We start from the raw sequence: 23,143 nt of genomic DNA, 5'->3' as shown, positions 1-23,143 counted from the left end.
CGTGGAGGGGTGATCCCCCTCGCCGTCGTGCTCTTCCTCAATGCCGTCTTCAACGCTCTCGTCTGGCCGCAGTTCTACAAGCGCGTCGCCAAGGATCCGCGGGCGCGGGATGAGAACGGCAGGGCCACCGCGTTCCTCAAGGTGCACGCGGTGCTCATCGGGATCGCGCTCGTGCTCGCCCTGGTCTCCCTGCTCGCCGGCATCGCGGCGCTGACCGGCGTTCTCTAGGCCGGAAGGGTCGGGCCTCTCCGCCGCGCGGCGTCAAACCGTCTCGTACTGCTTCGCGTGCGCGGCCCAGCCTGACTCGACCGGGAGCGCCCGCAGCGCACGGTTGCTCACGGCGAGCACGACCGAGATCAGGCACAGTGCGGCGCAGATCAGGATGGTCCACTCCCTTCCGATCCACGCGAGCCCGAAGCCCGCGATGAGCGGTGCGAGCGGCATCGCACCCATGCCGAGGACTCCGGCGGCGCTGTTGGCACGACCGAGCAGATGGCTCGGGGTGGCGACCATGAAGTAGCCCATCATCCCGGCGTTGAGCGCGGGGATCAGGAGGACCGAGGCGCCGAGCACCACCGCGATGGCCCAGGGATCGGTCACCATCGAGAGGGCGATCGCGCCGATCGAGACGACCGTGAGTCCGGCGATGGTCAGGACGCCGGCCTTGATCCTCGGCACGAGCAGCGGTGCACAGACCGCGCCCACGAGCATCACGGCTCCGATCGACGCGCTCAGGGTGCCGATCAGCAGCTCGGAGTAGCCGTCCTGCTGGAGGGCGTAGATGATGGTCGTGATCGTGGCGTTGAAGCCGAGGTTGATGACCGTCGTGATGAGCAGCACTCCGCCGAGGTCGGGGCGGGAGAGCAGCCAGCCGAATCCCTCGCGCAGTTCCGCCCAGGCGTTCGGCTTCACGGCCACACCGGGCTCGACGACGGTACTCGGCTCGGCGACGTCACCCGCACCCGTGTCGATCATTCCAGCACGGCGCACCTGACGCCCCAGCATCCACGCGGTCAGGGCCGCGATCGCGTGACACAGCGTCATGACCACGCCGACGAGCCATCCGCCCACGCCCAGCAGCAGGCCGCCGAGCGGACCGCCTGCGAGCTGGAGAGCGGCATCGCGTCCCTGGTTCGCGGCTTGGGCACGGCCCATCGCGTCGTCGGGCACGATCTCCTTGATCGCACTCTCGCCCGCGACGTCGAAGAGCCCACTGCGCGCGGCGAGCAGCACGTCGATCACCAGCAGCGACCCGAACGTCATCGCATCGCCGAGGGCGAGAAGGGTGAAGCCGCCCGCGAGCACGATGCCGATGAGGGAGCCGAGGAGCATCAACGCGATGCGGCGGTGGCGGTCGGCCAGCACGCCGCCGGCCAGGGTCATGAGGAGTCGGGCGACCATGCCGGCACCGCCGATGATGCCGGCCTGGGCGGGATCGTTCGTCACGATCAGTGCGAGCAGGGGGATGGCGAAGCCGAACAGCGAGGCCGCGAGACCCTTGCTGGTGTCGCTCACCAGCCAGGTGAGGTATCGGGTGTTGCGCCACAGGCGGTGGGGCGCGGTGACGGTGGTCATGTCCTGAGAATAGATGCGCAAGAACTATTGCGCAACTCTTATTGCGCAATTCTGGGTGCGGGTAGGATCGGCACATGACGGAGGACACCGCGAAGAGCACCAGCGACGATCCCGTCTGGATGACCTCGGCCATGCTCAAGGCCTACTCGCACCCACTGCGGCGCCAGATGATCCGGCTGTTCTCGCGGCGGGAGTTCCTCCGCGCCGCCGATATCGCCACCGAGCTCGGTGTGCCGGCGAACAGTGCGAGCTTCCATCTGCGCGCGCTCGCCGACGCCGGGCTCATCGAAGAGGCGCCCGACAAGGCCCGCGATCGGCGCGATCGTGTCTGGACCGGACACAAGGGTGCGCTCAACGTCGGAGGGCCCGAGAGCCCCGTCGCCGACGAGGCTCTCGGCTCTGCGGTGATCGCCGCCCTCGTCGAGGACCATCAGGATCTGATCCGCCGGGTGATGGCCTGGACCCCGGAGTACGTGGCCGGGCGCACGGCCGAGGTGCACGCCGCCTTCACCCAGCGCACGATCCGGCTCACCGAGTCGGAGTTCGACGACGTGATGGTGAAGATCAACGACGTCTTGAGCGCTGCCGACGATGCCCACGACAGCTCCGACTCCGAGGGCCGGTACTGGCAACTGGATCTGATCGCCGCCGACGACACCATCTGACGCCGCTCAGGCTGCTACTCCTCCGCCGGGGCGGACGCACCGCTCAGGATCAGGATGCGCCGCAGATGCATGGCGGTGAGCACGCCGGGTCCCATCGACCGCCGGACATCGATGGTGCGGTCGTCGACGGTCTCGAGAAGCAGTCGGATCGCACGGGCCGCCTCGCCGCGAGCGCGGTGATCGTCACTGGAGGAGGCGTCACCGCGAGCGATCACGTCGGCGACCGCGTGACAGGCCGCGGACAGGGGATCCGGCAGGGCGGGGTCGAGCGCCAGGCCGGCCGGCCGATCCCAGATGGTGTCGGCGATCTCGTCGGAGATGTCGCGGATGAGGTGCGCGATGCGGTCGAGGGCGGCGAGTTCATCGTGGCTCTGCTGGATCCGGGTGCGATGGCCCATGGCGCGAGGGTTGCCGCGTCTGCTCTCGTCCGCCTCCGTCAGAGCCGAGCGCAGCGCGGAGGACGTGTCGGCGAGCGAGGCCGCATCGTCGGCCCATTGCTCGTGCTCCGGAGGCCACGACTCCGAGACCGCGGAGCCGATGTCGTGCAGGTGCGCGGCCAGTTGCTCCCGGAAGGCCGCCACCCGCCCGGCTGCCGCGACGGTCAGGGGTGCCGGCGCGATGATGAGGTTCACCAGCAACCCGACGATCACCCCGACGGCAGTCTGGGTCAGGTAGCCGAGCGAGTAGTCATCGGCGTCCTGCCCGCCGATGATCAGCACGAACAGCGCGGCCATCGGCACGTACTCGCGACCGACACCGAACCAGCCCGTACCGGAGAGCAGCACTCCGACCCCGACCACCAGCGGGATGCTCCACCAGGTCGGGCCGATCGTCAGCACCACGATCGTGGCGAGCCCGATGCCCGTGGCGAGGCCGAGCAGCGTCTGCAGACTCGACTTCGCCGAACCCATCAGCGTCGGGTACATGCTCAACAGGGCCCCGAGCGGAGCGTAGTAGGGGTACTCGTCGGTGACCCCGGGCATGTGCGGGGCGATCATCCAGGCCAGTCCGACCGCGAGGGTCGTCTTGGCCACGAGCAGGAGGCGGGCGGGGCGGACGGCGTCGTGGAGTGCGCGTTGGACTCCTGCTCGTCGTACCCGGAGCCGGGTGCGGGTCTGGGGCACGGCGTCCTCTCGGTCGGGGTGGGCGCGGTCGGGGCGTGTGCTGTCGGGGCGGGTGGCTCCGCGAGCCTATGCGTCCTGTGCGTCGGGGGCGAGCGGGTTGCGTCCTCGGGCGCTTACGGGTAGCGCGCACACGCGACGCCGGCCGCCCGGGAGGGCGACCGGCGTCGACGAGGCGGTCGGATCTAGGGGATGGCTCTGCGGAATGCGAGGAACGAGACGCCCATGAGGGCCGCGGTGACCACGAGGCCCCACAGCGCGAGGCCGAGGGCCCCCAGATCGCCGATCCCGGTCCAGACCTGTCCCCACAGCTCGAGCCTGGTCACGAGGTACACGATTCCGACGAGGATCAGTGCCAGCGCGATCCACGTGATCGTCAGGACCGTCAGCCCCCAGCTCTTGTAGATCGTGGCGCCCGTGAAGCCGACCACGAAGAAGAACAGCGCGAGCGTGAAGTAGACGATGAAGGCCCCGAGCGGACCCGCCTCCCACAGCCACGGAAGATAGAACACCCAGCCGTTCACGCCGTAGCCGTTCGTGGCGACCTCGATGCCTCCACCGACCAGGAAGAGTGCGCCCATGAACGTGCTGGCGAGCACCGCAGTCAGCATCGTGCCGAAGAAGAACTCGCGACGTGTGATGCTCATCGCCTGGGAGAACGGGAACGTGAGCGTCATCGCCGACAGCCCGATGGCGAAGAAGTACCAGAGGGGCGCCTGGCCGCCGCCGCCGTATTTAGGGGAGTCCCCCGGGATCATCGCGTAGATCAGCACCGAGATCAGTGTTGCTCCGGCGAGGACGATCAGCGGGACCCAGATGAACGTCTGTCGATTGATCATCTGCAGGCGGATGACGTTGAGCGTGCGTCGCATCAGCGCACCTCCTCTTTCGTGATGGCCGATCTCGTGGAGTCGGCCTCGGCCTTCTGGGTGAGGCGCACGATCAGCTGCTGCAGCGAGACCGGCGCGAGGTCGAGCCCGGAGGCCGTGATCTCCGCGCGCTCCGCCGGGGACACGGCACCGAGGACGGTGACGGAGGCCACGCGGCCGAGCGCCTCACGGTGCAGCACCTCGCGGGCTCCCACCCAGGCGTCGACCTTCGCGGCGTCACCCACCACGGTCACGGCGCGGTCACGCACCGCATCCGTGTCCTCGTTCAGGAGGATCCGGCCGTTGTCGATCACGATGACCTTCTCGATGAGGTTGGAGACCTCGTCGATCAGGTGCGACGAGAGGATGACGGTGCGCGGGTGCTCGGCGTAGTCCTCGACCAGACGGTCGTAGAAGATCTGCCTGGCGACGGCGTCGAGGCCGAGGTAGGGCTCGTCGAAGAACGTGATCTCGGCGCGCGAGGCGAGTCCGATGATGACGCCGACCGCGGAGAGCTGTCCGCGGGAGAGCTTCTTGATGGTCTGCTTCATCGGCAGCTGGAACTCGGCGATGAGCTCGTCGGCGAGCGACTGGTCCCAGTTCGGGAAGAACAGGCTCGCAGCCTTGAAGGCGTGCTTGGGGTACGCGTCGTCGGGGTACTTCTGGCTCTCGCGGACGAAGCAGATCCGGCTGAGCACGTGCGCATTCTCATACGGGTGCTCGCCGAACACCTTCACGGTGCCGGACGATTCGAAGTTCTGGGCCGTGAGGATCGACATGAGTGTCGTCTTCCCTGCCCCGTTGCGACCGAGGAGGCCGTAGATGGCGCCACCCTCGATGGCGAGCGACACGTTGTCGAGGGCTCGCTTCTCCTTGTAGCGCTTGCTGAGGTTCTGCACCTCGATGACGGTGGTCATGCGGGGGTCTTCCCTTCTGCGTCGGTGGTCAGTGCGGCGCGCTGCCGGAGCAGGGCCGCGAGGTCTTCGGCGCCGAGCCCGAGCGTGCGGGCCTCGGCGAGGAGCGGGTCGATGTAGCGGTCGGCGAAGGCGGCACGGCGCTCGCCGAGGAGCAGCTCCCTGGCGCCGTCGGCGACGAACATGCCGATGCCTCGGCGCTTGTAGAGCACTCCCTTGTCGGTGAGCATGGCGACTCCCTTGGCTGCGGTGGCGGGGTTGATGCGATAGAACGCGGCCAGCTCGTTCGTGGAAGGGGCCTGCGCCTCCTCGGCGAGCGAGCCGTCGACGATCGAGTCCTCGATCTGCTCGGCGATCTGGAGGAAGAGCGGCTTGCCTTCTTCGATCACGAGTCCTCCGCTGGGTTAGTGGGTTACTTACTCGACTAAGTAACCATGTAACCCGCGCGGGTGTCAACCCCTCGTCGTCTCGCGTGCGAAAACCCAGAGCATTCGTCTCGGGCTCGGCGCGTCGACGCGCGGCACGCCGGAGCGCACGCGGATGGTCTCCGTTTCGGCCGACGGGTGGATGCTGCGGTCAGTCGCCGTCGCGGCGGTGCTCGCGCCAGTCCTCGACGATCTGCAGCATGCGCACGGAGAGGAAGCGGAAGAATTCGGCCAGCTCGACGGCCCGGTCATGCGCGCCCCGGTCGTCCTCGTGCGCGGCGGCGATGTCGTCGATGTACTCCGACAGGCGCGAGTACACCGGCATGTTCCCGACGATCGAGCTGTAGAACGGATCGTGCACGAACTCGTAGCGGTCCCGCCGGTCGCCGGGTCGTGAGCGGCGCTGGATGAAGTGCAGCTGCTGCAGGTAGCGCACCGCACCGGAGACGGCGGCTGCCGAGACCCCGAGGCGCTCGCCGAGCTGGGCGGCGGTGTATCCGCCCTCGGGGGCGGCGATCAGCGCCATCATCACGCGGGCGGGCATGCGTGGCATCCCGGCCGCGGTCATCATGGCCGCGGCCTGCTCGGCGGGTTCCATCCCGCGGTGGGAGTCGCTGTGGCGAATCGACGCCTCGGGGTCGAGGTCGTCGGTGCTGTCGTCGGCCATCGGAGTCCTCCTATGCTCCGGGGGCGAGTTCGCGCCGCCTCATCAGGGCCAGGGATCCTGCAGCTCCAGCGGCCAGCGCGAGCATCAGCCACCAGAGGCCGCGCACGTCCACGCCGCTGCCGTCCACCACGGGGGTCACGGCGAACGGGGAGAGGTTCGCACTCCATTCCGGCAGACCGAACAGGGGGCCGAACATGCCGAGCAGGGCCGCGAGCAGCACGAGGCTCCACGCCACCGCTGTCGTCGCCCGGGGGAGGAGCACGAACACCAGCGCAGTGAGCACCGCGAAGATCGAGGCCGCGACCGCCTGGCCGAGCCCGGCCACCGCGACGATGCGGTAGAGCGACGCGTCGCCGCCGTTCGACCAGACACCCGCCCAGCCGGCGAGCACCGCGGCGGCGACCACGATCAGCACCGCGACGATCCCGACGATCACGAAGTTGGCGAGCCAGCGCACGCGACCGACCGGGGTGGCGAGCACGGCCTCGGCGGTGCCATGGGCCTCCTCCTGTCGCGCGCGCACCACCGTCTGTACGGCACAGCACGCGGCCAGGATCCCGAGCAGGGTGAAGAACACCGTGACGACGACCTCGTCGAGTCCGCCCGTCGCGCCTCCGATCTTCTTCAGAATGTCGGCGACGGCCGGATTCTCGCCCGAGATCTGGTCGACCAGCCCGCTCAGCGTGGTGGCGAGGATACCCGTGATGGCGCCTCCGATCGCCCAGCCCACGATCGAGCCGGAGGTGAGCCGCCACACCAGGGCGTGGGGCGAGGCGAGGGTCGGTCGTGCCGAGACCCGGCCGAGGCGCTCCGCGACGAAACCGGCATCGATGTCGCGCAGCGACTGCAGGGCGACGGCGGCACCGGCGAGCACGAACCCGAAACCGAGCCCGAGCAGCATCGGCCAGACGATATCGGTGTCGTACGGGCGGGTCTGCTCGACCCAGCCGAAGGGGGAGAGCCAGGCGGGCCAGGCGCTCGTCATGCTCGTGAGGTCATCGCTCGGGGTTCCTGCCGCGTTGCCGATGCCGCGGATCAGGAACGTCGCCACGAGCACCCAGACCGTCAGGGAGTTCGCCCCGCGCGAGGTGCGCATGAACTGCGCGGCCAGCAGGCCGATGCCGAGGAATGCGATGCCGCACGACGCGGCCGCAGCTCCGGTGAGGAGCGATCCTCCCGCCGGGAGTCCGGTGGCGACCAGCGCGAGCGTTGTGAGCGCGGCCAGCACGACGTTCGCCAGGATGCCGTGCACGATGGTGGCGATCGTCGGCAGGCGGCGTCCGGCCGGTGTCGCCCACACGAGCTCGGCGCGCCCGGCCTCCTCATCGCCGCGGGTGTGCCGCACGGCGAGGAACGTGCTCATGAGCGCGGCGAGCAGCGCCAGCCACGGCAGCACCTCGAAGGCGAGGAAGGCGCCCTCGGATGTGCCGGAGGGGAGGCCGCGGAACATCAGGATCACCGGGTTCGCGAGCGCCGCGGCCAGGATGTTCTGCCGGTCGGCGAGGGTGGCGTACGACTGGCTGACACCGGCGTACCCCGCGAACGCCATCAGTGCCGTGCCGACGATCCACAGGGTCAGCTGCAGCCGGTCACGCCGCAGCCGCTGTCGGAGCAGCACTCCGAAGGCGCTCATCACGCACGCTCCTTCTGCGCACGCCGCTCGCGGCGGGTGGAGGGGCTCGCGTCGTCCGTCCGACCGTCCTCCGCGGCCTCGAGCGTCGCGAGGTCATCGCCGTAGTGGCGCAGGAACAGCTCCTCGAGCGAAGGCGGCGCGACGCGCAGGTCGCTGATGCCGAGGGCCGCGAGCGCGGGAAGCACGGTGGCCGTGCGGTCGCTGTCGACGGCGAGGCGGATGCGGTCGCCCTGCTGTTCCGGGCTGTGCACATCCGGGATGCGGGCGACCTGCTCGAGGGTGGCTCCGGAGGGGGTGAACGACACGTCACTGCGCGTGAGATGCCGCAGCTCCGTGAGCGTGCCGGTCTCGACGATGCGGCCGGCGCGGATGATCGACACCCGGTCGCACAACTGCTCGACCTCACTCATGATGTGGCTCGACAGCAGCACGGTCGCACCGTTCGCATGCGCACGGGCGACCTCGCGCTGGAAGATGACCGCCATCAGGGGATCGAGGCCGCTGGTGGGCTCGTCGAGGATGTAGAGGTCGGCGGGCACCGCGAACGCCGCGATGAGGGCGACCTTCTGCCGGTTTCCCTTCGAGTAGGCGCGGCCCTTCTTGCGCGGATCGAACTGGAACGCGTCCATCAGCCGCTTCTTCTCGTGCTGGTAGGCGGGGTCCTTGGTGTGCGCTCCCCGCAGCCGGGCGAGCAGATCGACGGCCTCACCTCCCGACAGGTTGGGCCAGACGCTGACGTCACCGGGAACGTACGCGATGCGTCGATGCAGCTCGACCGCGCGATTCCAGGGGTCCTCACCGAACACGGTCGTCTCGCCCCCGGTGCGCCGCGCGAGGCCGAGGAGGACGCGGATGGTGGTCGACTTGCCCGCACCGTTCGGGCCGAGGAAGCCGTGCACCTGGCCGTGTTCGACCGTGAGGTCGAGGCCGTCGAGAGCGTGCACGTGGCCGTAGTGCTTGGTGAGGTTCCGGGTGGTGATGACGGTGGTCATGCGCGGGAGCGTACGCCCGATTCACAAACTTGTGAATCGGGCGAAAACAACGCATGCGAAATCCTTACGGCCGCCGCGTACAGTGGGCTGGTGCCGGAGTTCCCCTACAGCCGCCTGCGCCGCTGGCCCGACGTCGAGGCGGACAACCTCCAGGCTCATGACGCGACCGATCTGCTGCTCGTCGAACGGGCGCTCGCGCTCGATGTCGCCGGCTCCGAGACCGTGGTCATCGGCGACGAGTACGGTGCGATCACCCTCGCTCTCGTCGCCGCCGGGAGACACGGCATCCGCGTGCATCAGGACCTCGCGACCGGTCGGCGGGCTCTGCTGCGCAACGCCGAGGAGCTCGGACTCGCCGTCGCGGACGGCCGAGACGGAGACGAGGACGCCCCGGTGCGGCGCGTCGCCCCGCAACACGCCGAGGGGGAGTCGGATGGTCTGGGTTTCGACGAACCGTTCCGCCTCCGCGAGCTCGATGCCGAACTGCTCACCGGCGCGAAACTGGTGCTGCTGCAGCTGCCGAAGGCGCTCGCGGAGCTCGAGGAGATCGCGGATGCGGTCGCCCGCTGGGCGGCTCCCGACGTGGTGCTCGTCGCCGGAGGGCGGGTGAAGCACATGACCCTCACCCAGAACGAGGTGCTGGGACGCAGCTTCGCCCGCGTTCAGCCCCAACGCGCCGAGCGGAAGTCGCGTCTGATCGTGGCGTCGGAAGCCCTGCCGGTCCCCGTCGATCCGCCGTACCCCGTGACCGCGCAGCATGGCGGGCTGACCTTGGTCGCCCATGGCGGAGCCTTCGCGGGCGCGCGCCTCGACATCGGCACGCGTGTGCTGCTCGACGTACTCCGTGCTCAGCCGCCGGCCGCCGCGCCACGCGTGCTCGATCTCGGCTGCGGCACGGGAGCGCTCGCCGTGTCGTACGCGCTCGCTCACCCCGATGCGCGTGTGACGGCGACCGACCGATCCGCCGCCGCTGTGGCATCCGCGCAGGCGACGGTCGCCGCGAACGGCGTCGCCGACCGGGTCACGGTCACCCATGACGACGCGGCCTCCGAGCTGCCGGACGCCTCCTTCGACGTGATCCTGCTGAACCCGCCGTTCCACCTCGGCGCGAGCATCCACACGGGGGCGGCGACCCGCCTGTTCGAGGCCGCGGCACGCCTGCTCCGACCGGGCGGCGAACTCTTCACCGTCTACAACTCTTCGCTCGCGTACCGCCCCGAACTCACCCGGCTGGTCGGTGCGACGGTGCAGGTGGAACGTACACCGAAGTTCACCGTGACACGCAGCATCCGCGGCTCCTGAGAGGGCGATTCCGGCCTGCCGCCAGCCACGCGGAGGGATTGTTGAATACCCGTGCAATTCCCCGGTCAGCGACGGAAACCCGAGCGCGCCGCGGACCCAGGATTTGCCCCTGATCGGCCATTTCGTTACGTTGGAACGTGGGCCTGACGGCCCGAAGACCAGTCCGCGACCACGTCCTTCTTTCGATGAGCTGTGCTGCGAAGAGGCGTGGACGTACGGTCGATGCTCTATCGCGGCGGATCCGAAATCCGCCGTCTGTGCCGCCACAGCGAACACGTCGAACGGCCCCGAGAGCCTCACCCGGGCGTAACCGAAGCAGGCTCAGCCACCCGAAGGCGAGCCGCGGGGGAAACGTGTCCGAAATCGCTCTCGAAGCGCGCCATCTGTACAAGGTTTTCGGTAAGAATCCGAACACCGCCGTCCGTCGATTGAAAGCCGGTGAGAGCCGTGCCGCCGTCGCGGATGCCGGTACCGCGGCGGTCATCGACGCCAGCTTCACCGTCAACCGCGGTGAGATCTTCGTCATCATGGGGCTGTCCGGATCGGGCAAGTCCACCATCATCCGCATGCTCAACGGTCTGCACGACGTCACCGACGGCACCGTCACCGTCAACGGCGACCCGATCACCGGCATCCCGTCATCGAGGCTCCGCGAGATCCGTCGCGACCGCATCTCGATGGTGTTCCAGCACTTCGCCCTGCTGCCGCACCGCTCGGTCGCCGCGAACGTCGCCTACCCGCTCGAGCTCAAGGGCACTCCCAAGGCCGAGCGTCTGGCCAAGGCGGAGGAGATCCTCTCCCTGGTCGGCCTCGAGGGCCAGGGCGAGAAGCTCCCCTCCGAACTCTCCGGCGGAATGCAGCAGCGCGTGGGCATCGCCCGTGCGCTCGCCGCCGACAGCGACATCCTGTTGATGGACGAGGCGTTCAGTGCCCTCGACCCGCTGATCCGCCGCGAGATGCAGGAGCAGCTGCTCGAACTGCAGCAGAAGCTGCAGAAGACGATCGTCTTCATCACCCACGACCTGAACGAGGCCATGTTCCTGGGCGACCGCATCGCGGTCATGCGCGACGGCCGTATCGTGCAGATCGGCACGCCGGAGGACATCCTGATGGACCCGGCCAACGACTACGTCGAGCAGTTCGTGCAGGACGTCGACCGCGCTCGCGTGCTCACCGCCGCGAACGTGATGGAGCGCCCGCGCCCCGTCGTGCCGCACACCGCCGGCCCCCGCACGGCGCTGCGGCAGATGCGCGACGCGTACATGTCGGCCACCTACGTCGTCGGCCGCGACCGGCAGCTCGTGGGCGTCGTGACCGACCGGGATGCGGTCAAGCTCGTGCGCAACGGCGCGACCACCCTCGATTCGATCATCAAGCCCGTGCTGCAGAGCGTGCGCGAGGACGACGTGCTGATGAACCTCTTCGTCCCCGCCGTCGAGTCTCCGCTGCCGCTCGCCGTGATCGACGCCGACGGCCGTCTCGTGGGTGTGATCCCGCGCGTCACCCTGCTCGCCGCCCTCGGCCCCGGGCCCGGCGCGACCGAGGAGATCACCCTGCCGATGATGCCGATGCCCCAGGCCGAGATCGATGCCGTGCTCGATGACCGGTGGACCGCCGACCCGGTCGACGCCCCGACCACGGAGGAGGTGCGCTGATGGATGGCTTCCGCATTCCCATCGGAACCTGGATCGAGTCCGCTGTCGACTGGATCAAGGACAACCTCGACGGCCTGCTCGATGTGATCTCGTTCGTGATGAGCTTCCTCGTCGACGGCCTCACCCGAGCGCTCCTCGCCCCGAACTTCGTGGTCATCATCGTGATCGCCGCACTCATCGCCTGGGTCGTGCGCTCGTGGCAGCTCGCGATCGGCACGATCGTGTCGTTCGCGCTGATCGTGGGGATGGACCTCTGGGTCCCCGCCATGCAGACTCTCGCCTTGGTGCTCGTCGCCGCCGTGATCGCGGTACTGATCGCCGTGCCGCTCGGCATCTGGTCGGCGCGCAACGCCACGGTGCGCGCGGTGCTCAAGCCCGTGCTCGACTTCATGCAGACCATGCCGGCGTTCGTGTACCTGATCCCCGCGATCGTGTTCTTCGGCATCGGCGTGGTGCCAGGCCTGGTGGCCACCGTGATCTTCGCGCTGCCTCCGGGTGTGCGCCTGACCGAGCTCGGCATCCGTGGCGTCGACTCCGAGACCGTCGAGGCGGGACAGGCCTTCGGTGCGAAGCCCGGCCAGATCCTGCGCGGTATCCAGCTGCCGCTCGCGATGCCGACCATCATGGCCGGCGTCAACCAGGTCATCATGCTCGCCCTGTCGATGGCGGTCATCGCCGGTATGGCCGGCGCGGACGGTCTCGGGAAGATGGTCGTCGAGGCGATCTCGACGATCAACATCCCGAAGGGCGTGGAGGCCGGCCTCGGCGTCGTGCTGATCGCGGTCTTCCTCGACCGCGTCACCGCGGCGCTGGGCGCGCCGGGCGAGAACCGGTCGTCGCTGCTCGGCATGATCGAGCGTCGACGCACTCCGAACGGTGGCGGAACAGCATCCGCTCCCGCTCCCGAGGTCATCGAGCAGCAGGATGCCGCGGCTGCGGCGGAACGTGCCGAAGTCGCTCCGCGACGCAACGCCGTCGGTGGCGGAGTGCACTGACTCACACCCCTACGAAACAACACCCATACGGAACGCAAGAGAGAGAAATCACATGAAGAAGAAGATCCTCGCAATCACAGCGCTCGGTGCCGCAGCGGCGCTCACCCTCGCCGGATGCAGCGGCGACGGTGCGGGCGGCACGGGCGGCGGCGACGGCTCGGCCGACGACAAGGGCACGATCACGCTGGGCTTCCTGCCCTCGTGGACCGACGGCCTCAGCACCGCATACCTGCTGCAGGACCAGCTCGAGAAGATCGGCTACACGGTCGAGATGAAGACGCTCACCGAGGCGGGGCCGCTCTACACCGGACTCGCGCAGGGTGACGTCGACATGTACCCGTCGGCGTGGCCCGAACTCACCCACGCCTCGTACATGGAGAAGTACGGCGACGACATCGAGGATCTGGGCAAGTACTACGAGAATGCCAAGCTCACGCTCGCCGTGCCCGAGTACTCCGAGCTCACCTCGATCGAGGACCTCGTGGGCAAGGGTGCCGAGTTCGACGGCAAGATCTACGGCATCGAGCCGGGCGCGGGTCTCACCGCCCAGACCCAGAAGATGATGCCCGAGTACGGACTCGACAGCGAGTACGAACTCGTGACCTCGTCGACCGCGGCCATGCTCACCGAGCTGAAGACCGCGACCGACAAGCAGGAGGACATCGTCGTGACGCTGTGGCGTCCGTTCTGGGCCAACGATGCCTTCCCCGTGAAGGACCTCGAAGACCCGAAGGGCGCTATGGGCAAGGCCGAGGGCCTGCACTTCCTGGGCACCAAGGGCTTCGCGGAGGAGTTCCCCGAGGCCGCTGAGCTGATCGAGAAGATCAAGCTCGACGACGCGCAGTACGGCGCACTCGAAGACCTCGTGGTGAACGAGTACGGCGAGGGCAAGGAAGCCGACGCGGTCGACGCGTGGCTGAAGGAGTACGGCGACCAGTTCGACTGGGCCGTCACCAGCTGACGCGAACCCGTCTCAGAGGTGTGCTCCGGTCGCCCTTCCTGCCGCTTCCCGGTCCGCCGGGCGACAGGAAGGGCGACCGGAGCTTCTGCGTGGGGGCTCAGTAGCCCAGTCGTGCCCGAACGTCGTTGAGCAGCTGCGAAGAACGCAGTGCCGCATCGGGGGCGACGGCGGAGATGCCCTGGACCAGCACGTCCGAGATCAGGATCGCCGAGAGGCTCTCGGAGGTCAGCCCTGTGGGGGTGTGCGGTGCGGTCAGGATCGCGTCGACACGGGAGGAGAGCCTCTCGTGGAGCTCGTCGGTCACGAGGATGACGCCGGCGCCCATCAACTGCGCGTGGTCCAGGAGCACATCGATGTCGCGGGTGACCCGTCCAGGCGCGAAGATGACGAGGACGTCCTTCGCCCCAAGGTTCAGGACCTCGTCTGCGAGACGGAATCCGTCGGTGCTGAGCCGTCGAGTGGAGAGTCCCGTGCGTCGTAGGCGCAGTGCGAGGTTCTCGGCGGCGATCCCGGAGGCGCCGAGGCCGTAGCAATAGATGCTCTCGGCGCGCATGAGCAGCGTGATGGCGGCGGAATACGCGTCGTCGTCGTTCGAGCTGCGGGCGAGTTCGATGAGCGACGCCGCCTCATCCCAGGTCTCCTGCTGGATGCGGGCGAGATCCTGGCCGATGTGCTCGATGCGGGTCTTGAGGCGCACCTCGGGCGAGACGCTGCTCGAGAACGGAGCGGCCACCTCCTGCTTCAGATGTGAGAGGCCCGAGTATCCGAGCTTCTGCAGGGTGCGCACGACGGAGGCGTTCGAGGTGCCGCTCTGGGTGCCCAGTTCGGCGGCGCTCGCATAGAGGATGTGCTCGGCTGACGTCGATGAGAGCACGCGGCAGACGGCACGTTCGGATTTCGAGAGATCGTTCCACGTCCTGGCGATGCGCGCGCGGAGGCCGGAGAGCGCGGGGTTCTCTGTATCGCTTGTTACAAACGGTTCCATTGCTGTATCATTCTGTTCGAGAGGCGCATCATCCGTAACGGATGATTCAATCATCTCGGGTGCAACCACATTGCGCAACAGGCGCACCTGACAGGGAGGTCACATGGCGGCCATGACACCGATCCGCACGATCGAGATCAGTGGGGCGCCCCGCGAGCGCGGGCGCCGATACGGCGAGGCCGCCGCCGACCTCATCGCCGGCTCGATCGAGTACTACACGGAAGCGCTGACCCAGCAGACCGGCATGAGCTGGGCCGCGATCACGGATTCCGTCTCGCGATGGGTTCCGATCAGCGAGCAGATCGCGCCGCACCTCGTCGAGGAGATGCGGGGGATCGCGGAGGGGGCGGGTGTCGCCTTCACCGAGATCGTCACGCTGAACGTGCGCGGCGAGTTCGTCTACGACCACCAGGGACCGTCGCGCGTCACGAGCACCACGGTCCGTGCCGCCGACGACGAGCGCGACGACGCCGTCGACGGATGCACGTCGTTCTTCCTGACGGGTGAGGGCAGCGGCACCGGGCACACGCTCGTCGGGCAGAACTGGGACTGGCGCACGCGCACCGCGGGAACGACCCTCATCGTCCGCGTCGTGCAGGATCCGCTTCCCACGGTGATCATGCAGGTGGAAGCCGGGCAGGTGGGACGCCACGGCGCCAACTCCGCCGGCATCTCGTTGAACGCCAATGGGCTCGGGGGGAGCTTCGGAGCGGCGGTCGGCGTGCCGCAGACCCTGATCCGCCGACTCGTGCTCGATCAGGGCGATATCGCGAGCGCGCTCAGGATGCTGGTCAAGACCCGTCCCCATATCGCGAGCAATGCGCTCCTCGCCGACCGCAGCGGATTCGGCATCGACCTCGAGACCACGCCGAGCGGCGTGGACTGGATCTATCCCGAACGCGGCGTGATCGCGCACACCAACCACTTCCAGGCGTCCGTGCCGCCGCAGCTCGCCGGGTCCTACCTTCCGGTGGCAGCGGATTCGCTGCTTCGTCTGCCGCGTGTCCAGGCCGGGCTGGCGGCGGTCGCGCGTGCGGAGAACCCCGAACAGAGCTACGCGCTCGTGCGTGAGGCGATGTCGGATCACCTCGGCTTCCCCGAGGGCGTCTGCACGCATCCGCATCCCGACTCCCCCTCGGTGAAGCAGTGGTCGACGCTCCTCTCGAGCTGTGTCGACCTCACCACCGGCGAGTACCGCGTCGCGAACGGATTCCCCTGCGAGACCGAGTACGAGGTGCTGCCCTGGAACCTCTACGACGGCCCGCACGTCGAACTCCCCTCCCCCTGACCGACAGATTGAGAACCCGAGGAGATAGCGTTCAATGAAGAAGCAGCATCACCCCATCACCGTGACGATCGGCGTGCTCGCCGCCTCGGCATTCGTGCTCGCCGGCTGCAGTTCGGGCTCGAAGGGCGAAGACGGCGACGCCGCGCTCGACGTGCCTTTCGGCGCGACGACACCCGCCGCCTCCGGCCCGCTCGAGAGCGTGACGTGGATGCTCGGCGGAGAGCCGACGACACTCGATGCCGACATCGATGCGACCACCGCCGACGACACGGTTCTCGCGAACGTCTGCGACCGGCTCATGCAGGTGCAGCCCGACCTGACCCTCGGCCCCGGGCTGGCATCGGACGCCGAGTGGACCGACGACACCCATCTCGTCTTCACCATCAGGCAGGGGGCGCTGTTCCACGACGGCAGCCCCGTGAGCACGGCGGACGTCGTGTGGAGCATGCAGCGCCATTCCGAGGACGGTGCCGCCGAATCCGACGAGTACCGGAACGTGGTCTCGATCGAGCAGACCGGCGCCGACCAGATCACCGTCACGACATCACAGCCGGATGCGATCCTGCTCCAGGCGATGGCGGGCGATGGCGGTATCGTCTGGAACCCGCGTGTGATCGAAGCCGAAGGAGAGGATTTCGGCAGCCCCGGTTCGGCCTCCGCGTGCAGCGGGCCGTACCAGGTGACGTCGTGGGACGCGGGGTCGCAGCTCACCATCACCAGGTTCCCCGACTACTGGGACTCCGACGTCGACGCCCTCACGGACGAGGTCGTCTTCCGATGGGCCGACGAGACCGCGATAGCCAATTCGGTCACGACCGGTGAGGCCCAGGGGTCGTTCCTCGAGAACGCCGGCGCCGCCCGGAGTTTCATCGGCAGCGCCGACGTGTCCGTCTATCAAGGACCCTCGACGAACGCATGGGTGCTCGAAGCGACCGATCGCGGCGCACTGACGGATGAGCGCATCCGTCAGGCCCTCTCGCTCGCCCTCGACCGGACTGGTGTCGCCACGGCTGCCTTCGGCGGTCTCGCCCAGCCATGGAAGACACCCGTCGGCTCGGGAGCATGGGGATACGAGGTCGACACCTTCGAGCAGGCCTACGACGCCCTCGAGGGCGCGCCCGCGAAGCCGAGCGAGGCCGATCTCGCGGCGGCCAAGGACCTGATCGCCGAGGCCGGCGCCCCTTCCGCCCCGATCGTCGTCGCCTCGAACGGCTCCTCGACACACAACGTGATCGCGAATGCGCTGGTCGCCGCGGCGCAATCGATCGGGCTCGAGGCGGAGATCACCGTGATCCCGCAGGTGCAGTACGGCGACTTCTACTCCGACCCCGACCTCCGAGGCCAGGCCGATCTGTGGCCCGACGAGTACTACATCTCGAAGAACGACCCCCTCGGCTTCTACAAGAACGGCGCGTCCGATGCGAGCGTGAACTTCGGCGTCTTCTCCGACCCGGAATACGATGCGCTGGTGGACGAGGGCTACGCCGCGACCGATGACGTCGAGCGCGCCGAGATCACGACAGAGCTGCAGAAGCGCTGGGTGGAGCACGCGGTGTGGATCCCGGTCGTCGCGACGCCGTCGACGCTCATCATGTCGAAGACGGTGACGGGTGTCCCCGCCTCTGCGGCGTTCATCTACTACCCGTGGGCCGTCGATCTCGGCAGCGCGAAGGGGTAGGCACGATGCCATTCGCGCTCCGCAAGCTCGCCGGCATGGTCTTCACGCTGGTGATCGCCTCCTTCATCATCTTCGCTGCGATGTACGCAGCGCCGGGTGACCCGGTCACGTTCCTCATCGGCAACCCCGAGAACCTGACCCCGGAGCGGATCGCGAGCGTGCGGGCCCAGTACCACCTGGACGAGCCGATGCTCGTCCAGTACTGGCACTGGGCCTCCGGAGTCCTCACCGGCGACTTCGGACAGTCGTTCCAGTACCACCAGCCCGTGAGCGCGCTCCTGGCGGCGAGGGTGCCCATCACCCTGTCGCTCGTCGCCTACGCGGCCGTCGTGCTCACCGTCGTCGGCATCGGCCTCGGCATCGTCGCGGCCGTGCGCCGAGGAAAGGCGGCCGATACCGCCATCATCGGATTCACGACTCTCGCCGCGAGCATCCCCTCCTTCGTGCTGGGAATCGCCTTCGTCGCGTTCTTCGCCGTGGAACTGCGATGGTTCCCCGTGGCAGGTGCGGGTTCCGCTGGACTCGATCGTCTGTATGCGCTCACACTCCCGGCACTCACCCTCGCCATCACCGCGCTCGCCATCGTGAGCCGCGTGACACGACAGTCCATGATCGAGCAGTTCTCCTCGGAGCACGTCGAGGCCGCCCGTGCCTCGGGTCTCCGCGAGCGGTACATCGTGCGCGATCACGTCCTGCGCGGGGCCTGGGGACCCATCATCACCATGGTCGCGCTCGTCATCGCGAGCATGATCGCCGGAACGGTCGCGGTCGAGACGGTGTTCGGGATCTCCGGCGTCGGCTCGCTCCTCGTCGACGCGATCAACACGCACGACTTCCCGGTGGTGCAGGCGGTGCTCCTGTTCATGGTCGTGGCCTACATGATCGTCACGACGATCGTCGATCTGCTTCTTCCCGTGCTCGACCCCCGTATCCGACGAAGGACGGTGTCCGCATGACCTCCGTGATCCTCCCGCGGGTGCGCCGCCGTCGGCGGTCCGGATCCGATCTCGGTTTCTGGATCTCCTGCGGCCTCCTCGCACTCATCGCGGCGGCGGCCGCGTTCGCCCCGCTCCTCGCCCCCTACCAGGCCGACAGCGTCGACTTCGCCGCGATCTGGGAAGGGCCGACCGCACAGCACCTGCTCGGCACGGACCAGCTCGGACGCGACCTCTTCTCCCGGCTCCTCATCGGAGCGGGTGAAACGCTCGTCGGGCCGGTGGTGCTGCTCGCGCTCGCCACCGTGCTCGGAGTGGCGATCGGTGTCCTGGCGGCGTGGCGGGGCGGATGGATCGATACGGTCCTGGCCCGCGCGACCGACGTGATGTTCGCGTTCCCCGGGCTGCTCTTCGTCGTGCTCGTCATCGCCGTGTTCGGCAAGGGGCCGGCCACGGCGATCGTGGCGCTCGCGCTCGCATACGCGCCGGTCATCGCGAAGTACACGCGCAGCCTGGCCCTGAGCGAGATGACGCGGCCCTACATCGACGCGTACCGGGTTCAGGGGCTCGGCGGCCTGACGATCTGCGTGCGCGGAGTCATCCCGAACCTGCTCCCTCCGCTCGTCGGGTATCTCGTCGTCCTCTTCGGCGAAGCCCTCATGAGTCTCGCGACGCTCAGCTTTCTCGGGTTCGGGGCGCAGCCTCCGAGCTCGGAGTGGGGCCTGATGGTCCAGGAGGGGCAACCCGGAATCATCCAGGGGGAGTTCCTTCCCACGCTCGTCCCCGGTGCCGCCATCGCCATCGTCGTCATCGCGGTGAACGTCGCCGGGGTGCGCGTGGCCGACCGACTGCTTGCGAAGGGATGAAAGATGCTCCTCGACATCCAGGACCTTGACCTGGCCTTCGGCGAAGGAGACGACGCGGTTCGGATCCTCGCCGGTGTCAGCCTCACGGTGGACCGCGGTGAGCTCGTCGGACTCGTGGGAGAGTCGGGCTCGGGCAAGTCCACGACGGCTCGCGCCGTCCTCGCGCTCTACGGCGATGAGGCGTCGATCGAGGGGAGCATCCGCGTCGACGGCACCCAGATGGTCGCCGCCGATGGGAGCACCCGGCGCCGAGTGCGCTCCGATTCCGTCTCGCTGGTGCAGCAGGATCCGCGCGCCGCGCTCAATCCGGTGCGGCGCATCGGGGACTCGCTCACCGAACGACTCGTCCGCGTGCACGGCTGGCGACGAGGTCGCGCCGAGGCGCATATCGTCCAGCTCCTCGCCGCGGTGGGACTCACCCACCCGGAGCGGAGAATGCGACAGTACCCGCATGAGCTCTCAGGCGGCATGCTCCAGCGCGTGGTCATCGCTTCCGCACTGAGCACCGATCCCGCGCTCCTGCTCGCCGATGAGGCGACGAGTGCGCTCGACGTGACGACGCAGGCCGAGATCATCGCGATCTTCCAACGGCAGATCCGCGACCGCGGTCTCGGCATGCTCTTCATCACCCACGACCTGGCGCTCGCCGGAGCGATCTGCGATCGGATCCATGTGCTGCGGCAGGGCGAGATCGTCGAGACGCTGACGACACCGGGCCTGTTCACGGACGCCGTCCATCCGTACACGCTCTCGCTGATCGCCGCGGCCCCGGTGCTCGACACGAAGGAGGCGTCATGAGTCTGGTGGAGGTCTCCGAGCTGTATCGGGCCTTTCGGATGGGTCCGGGAGCCGAGCGCGTCGTCGCGGTGAACAACGTGAGCTTCGCCATCGAATCGGGTGAGGCGCTCGGCCTCGTCGGTGAATCGGGTTCGGGCAAGTCGACGATCGCTCGGATCCTCGTCGGTCTGGAACGCGCCGACGCGGGGTCGGCGGTGATCGACGGTGTCGACCGCCTGAGCAGGCCGCGCGGCAGAGCCGAGCGCCGTGCGAGGGCTCGTGCGGTGCAGATGGTATTCCAGGACCCGAACGGTTCGCTCGATCGACGGCTGACCGTGCGCGAGGCGTTGCGGCGCACCCTGCGTCTGAGGGAACAGGGGGCGGGCGCGCACATCGACCGCACGATCGGAGAGCTGCTGGATCGCGTGCGGCTGACCGAGCGGCACGCCGACGCGAAGCCGCATGAGCTGTCGGGCGGTCAGCGGCAGCGCGTCGCGATCGCGCGCGCACTGGCGGTGTCTCCGCGCCTCGTCGTGCTCGACGAGGCCGTGTCCGCACTCGATGTCTCCGTGCAGGCGCAGGTGCTCGAACTCCTCGCCGAGATCCAGCGCGAGTCGGGGGTGAGCTATCTGTTCGTCAGTCACGACCTCGCCGTCATCCGCGAGCTCTGCTCCCGCGTGCTCGTGCTGTTCCGCGGCACGGTGGTCGAACAGGGAGAGACCGGCCAGGTGCTGCGAAGCCCGCAACACCCGTACTCGCAGCTCCTCATCGCCTCGACGCCCGGCCCGGGGTGGGACCCGGAGCGGGTCGTGCAGGACCGGATGACCTTCACGCAACGCATGGAGGTCGTCGGTCGGGGCGACCGGAGGTAGGTCGGGTCAGAGCGGGAGGACGATCGCGGCGATCAGGCCGCCGCCCTTGCGGGCGCGCAGACGCACCTCGCCGCCATGGGTCTTGGCGATGCTCTGCACGATCGCGAGTCCCAGCCCGGTGCCGTCCGGGCCGGCCGAGGTGCGACTCGCATCGCCACGGTAGAACGGCTCGGTGAGCAGCTGCACGGTGGCAGGGGTGATCGGCGTCCCGGTGTTCTCGACCTCGATGACGGCTCGTCCGCGTTCCCGCCGGCATCGCACCCACAGCTCACCGCCGGGCACGTTGTGGCGGATGCCGTTCTCGAGCAGGTTGCGCACGGCCCTGGCCAGCAGCACCGCATCGCCCTCGACCGTGAGGTCGCGCAGGTTCGCGTGCACCTCGATCTCCTGGGCGTCGAGGTCGTCGACCTGGTCCTCGATGAGCGTGCGCAGCTGCACCGGTTCGACCTCGTCCAGCCCGGTGCGGGCGCGGGCGAGGGCGAGCAGGGCCGTGATGAGACGCTCGCTCTGCTCGGTGGCCCGCAGCGCGCGCTGCATGTTGGCCTGCAGGTCCGCCGGCACCGCCCCCTGTTCGAGCGGGATCTCCAGGGCGGTCCTGGTCGTGGTCAGCGGGGTGCGCAGCTCGTGCGAGGCGTTGGCCACGAAGCGATCCTGCGCGGTGAACGCCGACTGCAGCCGGTCGAGCATCCCGTCGATCGTGTCGCCCAGCTCCTTGATCTCGTCGTCGGGGCCCGGCAGATCGAGGCGGCGCCCGAGGTCGCGCTCCGAGATGTCGCGGGCTGCGGCGGTGACCTCTCCGATGCGGTCAAGTGAGCGCCGTGCGAGCCAGAACGCGATCGCGGCGGCGACACCGGTGAAGGCGACGAGCACCACGATCGACCACAGGAGGAGCCCGCTGCCGACCTCGTCCGCGAGGAACGTCGACTGCTGCAGCACCGCTCCTTCCACGGCGTCGAGCGCGACGGTCTGCATCGGCGTGGCCACCGCGAAGCCGGTGACATCGGCGGTCTCGGCGAAGTAGGCGCATCCGGTGCCGGTCGTGCCGTAGAGGAGATCGCCGCTCTCGGTGAGCGGGGAGACGCCGCTCATGTCGGTGCTGTCCGCGGCCGGCGTCCCCGGTGCGACCTGTGTGACCGAGAGTGCGGGCACGCAGGTCGCGGCCGTCGTGTCGATGGCCGAGGCGAACAGCGACTGCACCACCAGGTACTGCACCGAGAGCAGTGCGGCACCCGCGGCGATGAACACGGCCGCGATGGTGACGACCAGCCGGGTGCGGAAGCTCATGCGTCTCATGTCGTCCCCACTCGATACCCGTGCCCTGCCGCGGACTGGACGACCTCGGGAGCCCCGAGCTTGCGGCGCAACGTGTGCACCACGATCTTGACCACGCCTCGGGTGCGCTCGTGCGGCTCGTCCCACACCTCGTCGAGCAGATCGTCGGCGCTGACGTAGCCGCCCTCCGCCGCGAGAAGCGTCTCGAGCACCCCGAACTCCTTGAGCGTGAGGCGGATCGGCGTGCCGTCGCGCTCCACGATGCGCCGCACGACGTCGAGGCGTACCCCGGCGAATTCGAGCACCGCACTCGCGCGCGCGGAGTGTCCGCGACGGCCGAGAGCACGCAGGCGCGCGAGCAGCTCGACGTACGCGAACGGCTTGGCGAGGTAGTCGTCGGCACCGAGGTCGAGGCCCTCGACGCGGTCGTTGAGGGTGCCGGCGGCGGTGAGCATCAGGATGCGCGCCGGGTACTCCTGCGCCACGAGGGTGCGGCACACGGCATCGCCGCTCAGCACGGGCAGGTCGCGGTCGAGCACGATCACGTCCACATCGTTCGATGCGGCGGCGGTCAGGGCGCTCGCCCCATCGCGCGCCACGTCGACGAGGTATCCCTCCCGGCGCAGGCCGTCGGCGAGGGTGTCGGCCAGGTCGGCCTCGTCTTCCACCAGCAGCAGTCGCATGGCACCTCCCGTC

At 68.7% G+C, this 23,143-nt stretch carries 23 protein-coding genes; 12 read left to right on the top strand and 11 right to left on the bottom strand.

The window, feature by feature from the left end; genetic code table 11:
* Positions 1-9 precede the first annotated feature (9 nt).
* Positions 10-228: an SCO4848 family membrane protein gene (locus ACLFA2_RS08085; protein WP_029258825.1), complete on the top strand. Its 219-nt coding sequence runs from the start codon at positions 10-12 to the stop codon at positions 226-228.
* A gap of 33 nt (positions 229-261) precedes the next feature.
* Here ACLFA2_RS08085 and ACLFA2_RS08080 read toward each other — a convergent pair whose 3' ends face one another.
* Positions 262-1,575, bottom strand: coding sequence for an MFS transporter (locus ACLFA2_RS08080; protein ID WP_136024574.1), 1,314 nt, complete (start codon positions 1,573-1,575; stop codon positions 262-264).
* A gap of 74 nt (positions 1,576-1,649) precedes the next feature.
* On the opposite strand from ACLFA2_RS08080, the gene ACLFA2_RS08075 reads away from it, so the two are divergent.
* Positions 1,650-2,240 (top strand): winged helix-turn-helix domain-containing protein, encoded by a 591-nt coding sequence (locus tag ACLFA2_RS08075; protein WP_136024575.1) that lies wholly within the window; start codon positions 1,650-1,652, stop codon positions 2,238-2,240.
* Between the two features lie 14 nt (positions 2,241-2,254).
* Here the strand turns inward: ACLFA2_RS08075 and ACLFA2_RS08070 are convergent, their stop codons facing one another.
* The 7 genes from ACLFA2_RS08070 to ACLFA2_RS08040 form a co-directional block, all read right to left on the bottom strand.
* A complete protein-coding gene (locus ACLFA2_RS08070) occupies positions 2,255-3,364 on the bottom strand; it encodes an FUSC family protein (protein WP_029264723.1) in 1,110 nt (369 codons plus the stop codon).
* 182 nt (positions 3,365-3,546) lie between these two features.
* On the bottom strand, positions 3,547-4,233 hold the full coding sequence (locus tag ACLFA2_RS08065) for a hypothetical protein (RefSeq protein WP_021200146.1): 687 nt from the start codon (positions 4,231-4,233) through the stop codon (positions 3,547-3,549).
* Positions 4,233-5,147 carry an ABC transporter ATP-binding protein gene (locus ACLFA2_RS08060; protein WP_021200147.1) on the bottom strand — a complete coding sequence of 305 codons (915 nt, stop codon included), beginning with the start codon at positions 5,145-5,147 and terminating at the stop codon, positions 4,233-4,235. Before ACLFA2_RS08060 ends, ACLFA2_RS08065 begins: the two co-directional genes overlap by 1 nt.
* Positions 5,144-5,533, bottom strand: coding sequence for a GntR family transcriptional regulator (locus ACLFA2_RS08055; protein ID WP_297557096.1), 390 nt, complete (start codon positions 5,531-5,533; stop codon positions 5,144-5,146). Before ACLFA2_RS08055 ends, ACLFA2_RS08060 begins: the two co-directional genes overlap by 4 nt.
* 187 nt (positions 5,534-5,720) lie before the next feature.
* Positions 5,721-6,236: a GbsR/MarR family transcriptional regulator gene (locus tag ACLFA2_RS08050; RefSeq protein WP_297557095.1), complete on the bottom strand. Its 516-nt coding sequence runs from the start codon at positions 6,234-6,236 to the stop codon at positions 5,721-5,723.
* Between the two features lie 10 nt (positions 6,237-6,246).
* Positions 6,247-7,869, bottom strand: a complete 1,623-nt coding sequence (locus ACLFA2_RS08045; RefSeq protein WP_426622364.1) for an ABC transporter permease — start codon at positions 7,867-7,869, stop codon at positions 6,247-6,249.
* On the bottom strand, positions 7,869-8,861 hold the full coding sequence (locus ACLFA2_RS08040; RefSeq protein ID WP_021200151.1) for an ABC transporter ATP-binding protein: 993 nt from the start codon (positions 8,859-8,861) through the stop codon (positions 7,869-7,871). The genes ACLFA2_RS08045 and ACLFA2_RS08040 overlap by 1 nt, the downstream gene beginning before the upstream one ends.
* A gap of 90 nt (positions 8,862-8,951) precedes the next feature.
* On the opposite strand from ACLFA2_RS08040, the gene ACLFA2_RS08035 reads away from it, so the two are divergent.
* The 4 genes from ACLFA2_RS08035 (at position 8,952) to ACLFA2_RS08020 (ending at position 13,774) form a co-directional block, all read left to right on the top strand.
* Positions 8,952-10,163, top strand: coding sequence for a class I SAM-dependent methyltransferase (locus ACLFA2_RS08035; protein WP_426622363.1), 1,212 nt, complete (start codon positions 8,952-8,954; stop codon positions 10,161-10,163).
* Positions 10,164-10,516: 353 nt separating this feature from the next.
* Positions 10,517-11,818, top strand: a complete 1,302-nt coding sequence (locus tag ACLFA2_RS08030) for a quaternary amine ABC transporter ATP-binding protein (protein ID WP_426622362.1) — start codon at positions 10,517-10,519, stop codon at positions 11,816-11,818.
* Positions 11,818-12,813: an ABC transporter permease gene (locus tag ACLFA2_RS08025; protein WP_021200154.1), complete on the top strand. Its 996-nt coding sequence runs from the start codon at positions 11,818-11,820 to the stop codon at positions 12,811-12,813. Before ACLFA2_RS08030 ends, ACLFA2_RS08025 begins: the two co-directional genes overlap by 1 nt.
* A gap of 52 nt (positions 12,814-12,865) precedes the next feature.
* Positions 12,866-13,774 (top strand): glycine betaine ABC transporter substrate-binding protein, encoded by a 909-nt coding sequence (locus tag ACLFA2_RS08020; protein ID WP_021200155.1) that lies wholly within the window; start codon positions 12,866-12,868, stop codon positions 13,772-13,774.
* A gap of 97 nt (positions 13,775-13,871) precedes the next feature.
* On the opposite strand, the gene ACLFA2_RS08015 is transcribed toward ACLFA2_RS08020, so the two are convergent.
* Complete coding sequence (locus ACLFA2_RS08015; protein ID WP_021200156.1) at positions 13,872-14,759, bottom strand: MurR/RpiR family transcriptional regulator; 888 nt, start codon at positions 14,757-14,759, stop codon at positions 13,872-13,874.
* A 103-nt stretch (positions 14,760-14,862) separates the two neighbouring features.
* On the opposite strand from ACLFA2_RS08015, the gene ACLFA2_RS08010 reads away from it, so the two are divergent.
* The 6 genes from ACLFA2_RS08010 to ACLFA2_RS07985 are packed head-to-tail and all read left to right on the top strand — an operon-like array spanning position 14,863 to position 21,175.
* Positions 14,863-16,047, top strand: coding sequence for a C45 family autoproteolytic acyltransferase/hydolase (locus tag ACLFA2_RS08010; protein ID WP_136024580.1), 1,185 nt, complete (start codon positions 14,863-14,865; stop codon positions 16,045-16,047).
* A 34-nt stretch (positions 16,048-16,081) separates the two neighbouring features.
* Positions 16,082-17,725 (top strand): ABC transporter substrate-binding protein, encoded by a 1,644-nt coding sequence (locus tag ACLFA2_RS08005; RefSeq protein WP_136024581.1) that lies wholly within the window; start codon positions 16,082-16,084, stop codon positions 17,723-17,725.
* Positions 17,726-17,730: 5 nt separating this feature from the next.
* Positions 17,731-18,681: an ABC transporter permease gene (locus ACLFA2_RS08000; protein ID WP_029258835.1), complete on the top strand. Its 951-nt coding sequence runs from the start codon at positions 17,731-17,733 to the stop codon at positions 18,679-18,681.
* Positions 18,678-19,526: an ABC transporter permease gene (locus ACLFA2_RS07995; RefSeq protein WP_426622361.1), complete on the top strand. Its 849-nt coding sequence runs from the start codon at positions 18,678-18,680 to the stop codon at positions 19,524-19,526. The genes ACLFA2_RS08000 and ACLFA2_RS07995 overlap by 4 nt, the downstream gene beginning before the upstream one ends.
* Positions 19,527-19,529: 3 nt before the next feature.
* Positions 19,530-20,324 carry an ABC transporter ATP-binding protein gene (locus tag ACLFA2_RS07990; RefSeq protein ID WP_426622360.1) on the top strand — a complete coding sequence of 265 codons (795 nt, stop codon included), beginning with the start codon at positions 19,530-19,532 and terminating at the stop codon, positions 20,322-20,324.
* Positions 20,321-21,175 (top strand): ABC transporter ATP-binding protein, encoded by an 855-nt coding sequence (locus tag ACLFA2_RS07985; RefSeq protein ID WP_051667784.1) that lies wholly within the window; start codon positions 20,321-20,323, stop codon positions 21,173-21,175. Before ACLFA2_RS07990 ends, ACLFA2_RS07985 begins: the two co-directional genes overlap by 4 nt.
* A 6-nt stretch (positions 21,176-21,181) precedes the next feature.
* Here the strand turns inward: ACLFA2_RS07985 and ACLFA2_RS07980 are convergent, their stop codons facing one another.
* Entirely contained in the window at positions 21,182-22,459 is a 1,278-nt protein-coding gene (locus tag ACLFA2_RS07980; RefSeq protein ID WP_297557089.1) for a sensor histidine kinase, read from the bottom strand.
* Positions 22,460-22,464: 5 nt separating this feature from the next.
* Positions 22,465-23,130: a response regulator transcription factor gene (locus tag ACLFA2_RS07975; RefSeq protein ID WP_021200164.1), complete on the bottom strand. Its 666-nt coding sequence runs from the start codon at positions 23,128-23,130 to the stop codon at positions 22,465-22,467.
* Between the last annotated feature and the right edge of the window lie 13 nt (positions 23,131-23,143).

The sequence above is a fragment of the Microbacterium sp. As-52 genome, assembly GCF_049949185.1.
GTDB classification, from domain to species: Bacteria; Actinomycetota; Actinomycetes; order Actinomycetales; family Microbacteriaceae; genus Microbacterium; species Microbacterium maritypicum_A.
Note: the sequence above shows the minus strand (reverse complement) of the source record. Positions and strands in the feature narration are given on the sequence as shown.

Coding starts and splice junctions, on each gene's coding strand:
- ACLFA2_RS08025 (WP_021200154.1), top strand. CDS start 11,818: ATGGATGGCTTCCGCATTCCCATCGGAACCTGGATCGAGTCCGCTGTC.
- ACLFA2_RS08020 (WP_021200155.1), top strand. CDS start 12,866: ATGAAGAAGAAGATCCTCGCAATCACAGCGCTCGGTGCCGCAGCGGCG.
- ACLFA2_RS07975 (WP_021200164.1), bottom strand. CDS start 23,130: ATGCGACTGCTGCTGGTGGAAGACGAGGCCGACCTGGCCGACACCCTC.
- ACLFA2_RS08050 (WP_297557095.1), bottom strand. CDS start 6,236: ATGGCCGACGACAGCACCGACGACCTCGACCCCGAGGCGTCGATTCGC.
- ACLFA2_RS08010 (WP_136024580.1), top strand. CDS start 14,863: ATGGCGGCCATGACACCGATCCGCACGATCGAGATCAGTGGGGCGCCC.
- ACLFA2_RS08000 (WP_029258835.1), top strand. CDS start 17,731: ATGCCATTCGCGCTCCGCAAGCTCGCCGGCATGGTCTTCACGCTGGTG.
- ACLFA2_RS08065 (WP_021200146.1), bottom strand. CDS start 4,233: ATGCGACGCACGCTCAACGTCATCCGCCTGCAGATGATCAATCGACAG.
- ACLFA2_RS07995 (WP_426622361.1), top strand. CDS start 18,678: ATGACCTCCGTGATCCTCCCGCGGGTGCGCCGCCGTCGGCGGTCCGGA.
- ACLFA2_RS07985 (WP_051667784.1), top strand. CDS start 20,321: ATGAGTCTGGTGGAGGTCTCCGAGCTGTATCGGGCCTTTCGGATGGGT.
- ACLFA2_RS08015 (WP_021200156.1), bottom strand. CDS start 14,759: ATGGAACCGTTTGTAACAAGCGATACAGAGAACCCCGCGCTCTCCGGC.
- ACLFA2_RS08005 (WP_136024581.1), top strand. CDS start 16,082: ATGAAGAAGCAGCATCACCCCATCACCGTGACGATCGGCGTGCTCGCC.
- ACLFA2_RS07980 (WP_297557089.1), bottom strand. CDS start 22,459: ATGAGCTTCCGCACCCGGCTGGTCGTCACCATCGCGGCCGTGTTCATC.
- ACLFA2_RS08080 (WP_136024574.1), bottom strand. CDS start 1,575: ATGACCACCGTCACCGCGCCCCACCGCCTGTGGCGCAACACCCGATAC.
- ACLFA2_RS08045 (WP_426622364.1), bottom strand. CDS start 7,869: ATGAGCGCCTTCGGAGTGCTGCTCCGACAGCGGCTGCGGCGTGACCGG.
- ACLFA2_RS07990 (WP_426622360.1), top strand. CDS start 19,530: ATGCTCCTCGACATCCAGGACCTTGACCTGGCCTTCGGCGAAGGAGAC.
- ACLFA2_RS08075 (WP_136024575.1), top strand. CDS start 1,650: ATGACGGAGGACACCGCGAAGAGCACCAGCGACGATCCCGTCTGGATG.
- ACLFA2_RS08060 (WP_021200147.1), bottom strand. CDS start 5,147: ATGACCACCGTCATCGAGGTGCAGAACCTCAGCAAGCGCTACAAGGAG.
- ACLFA2_RS08040 (WP_021200151.1), bottom strand. CDS start 8,861: ATGACCACCGTCATCACCACCCGGAACCTCACCAAGCACTACGGCCAC.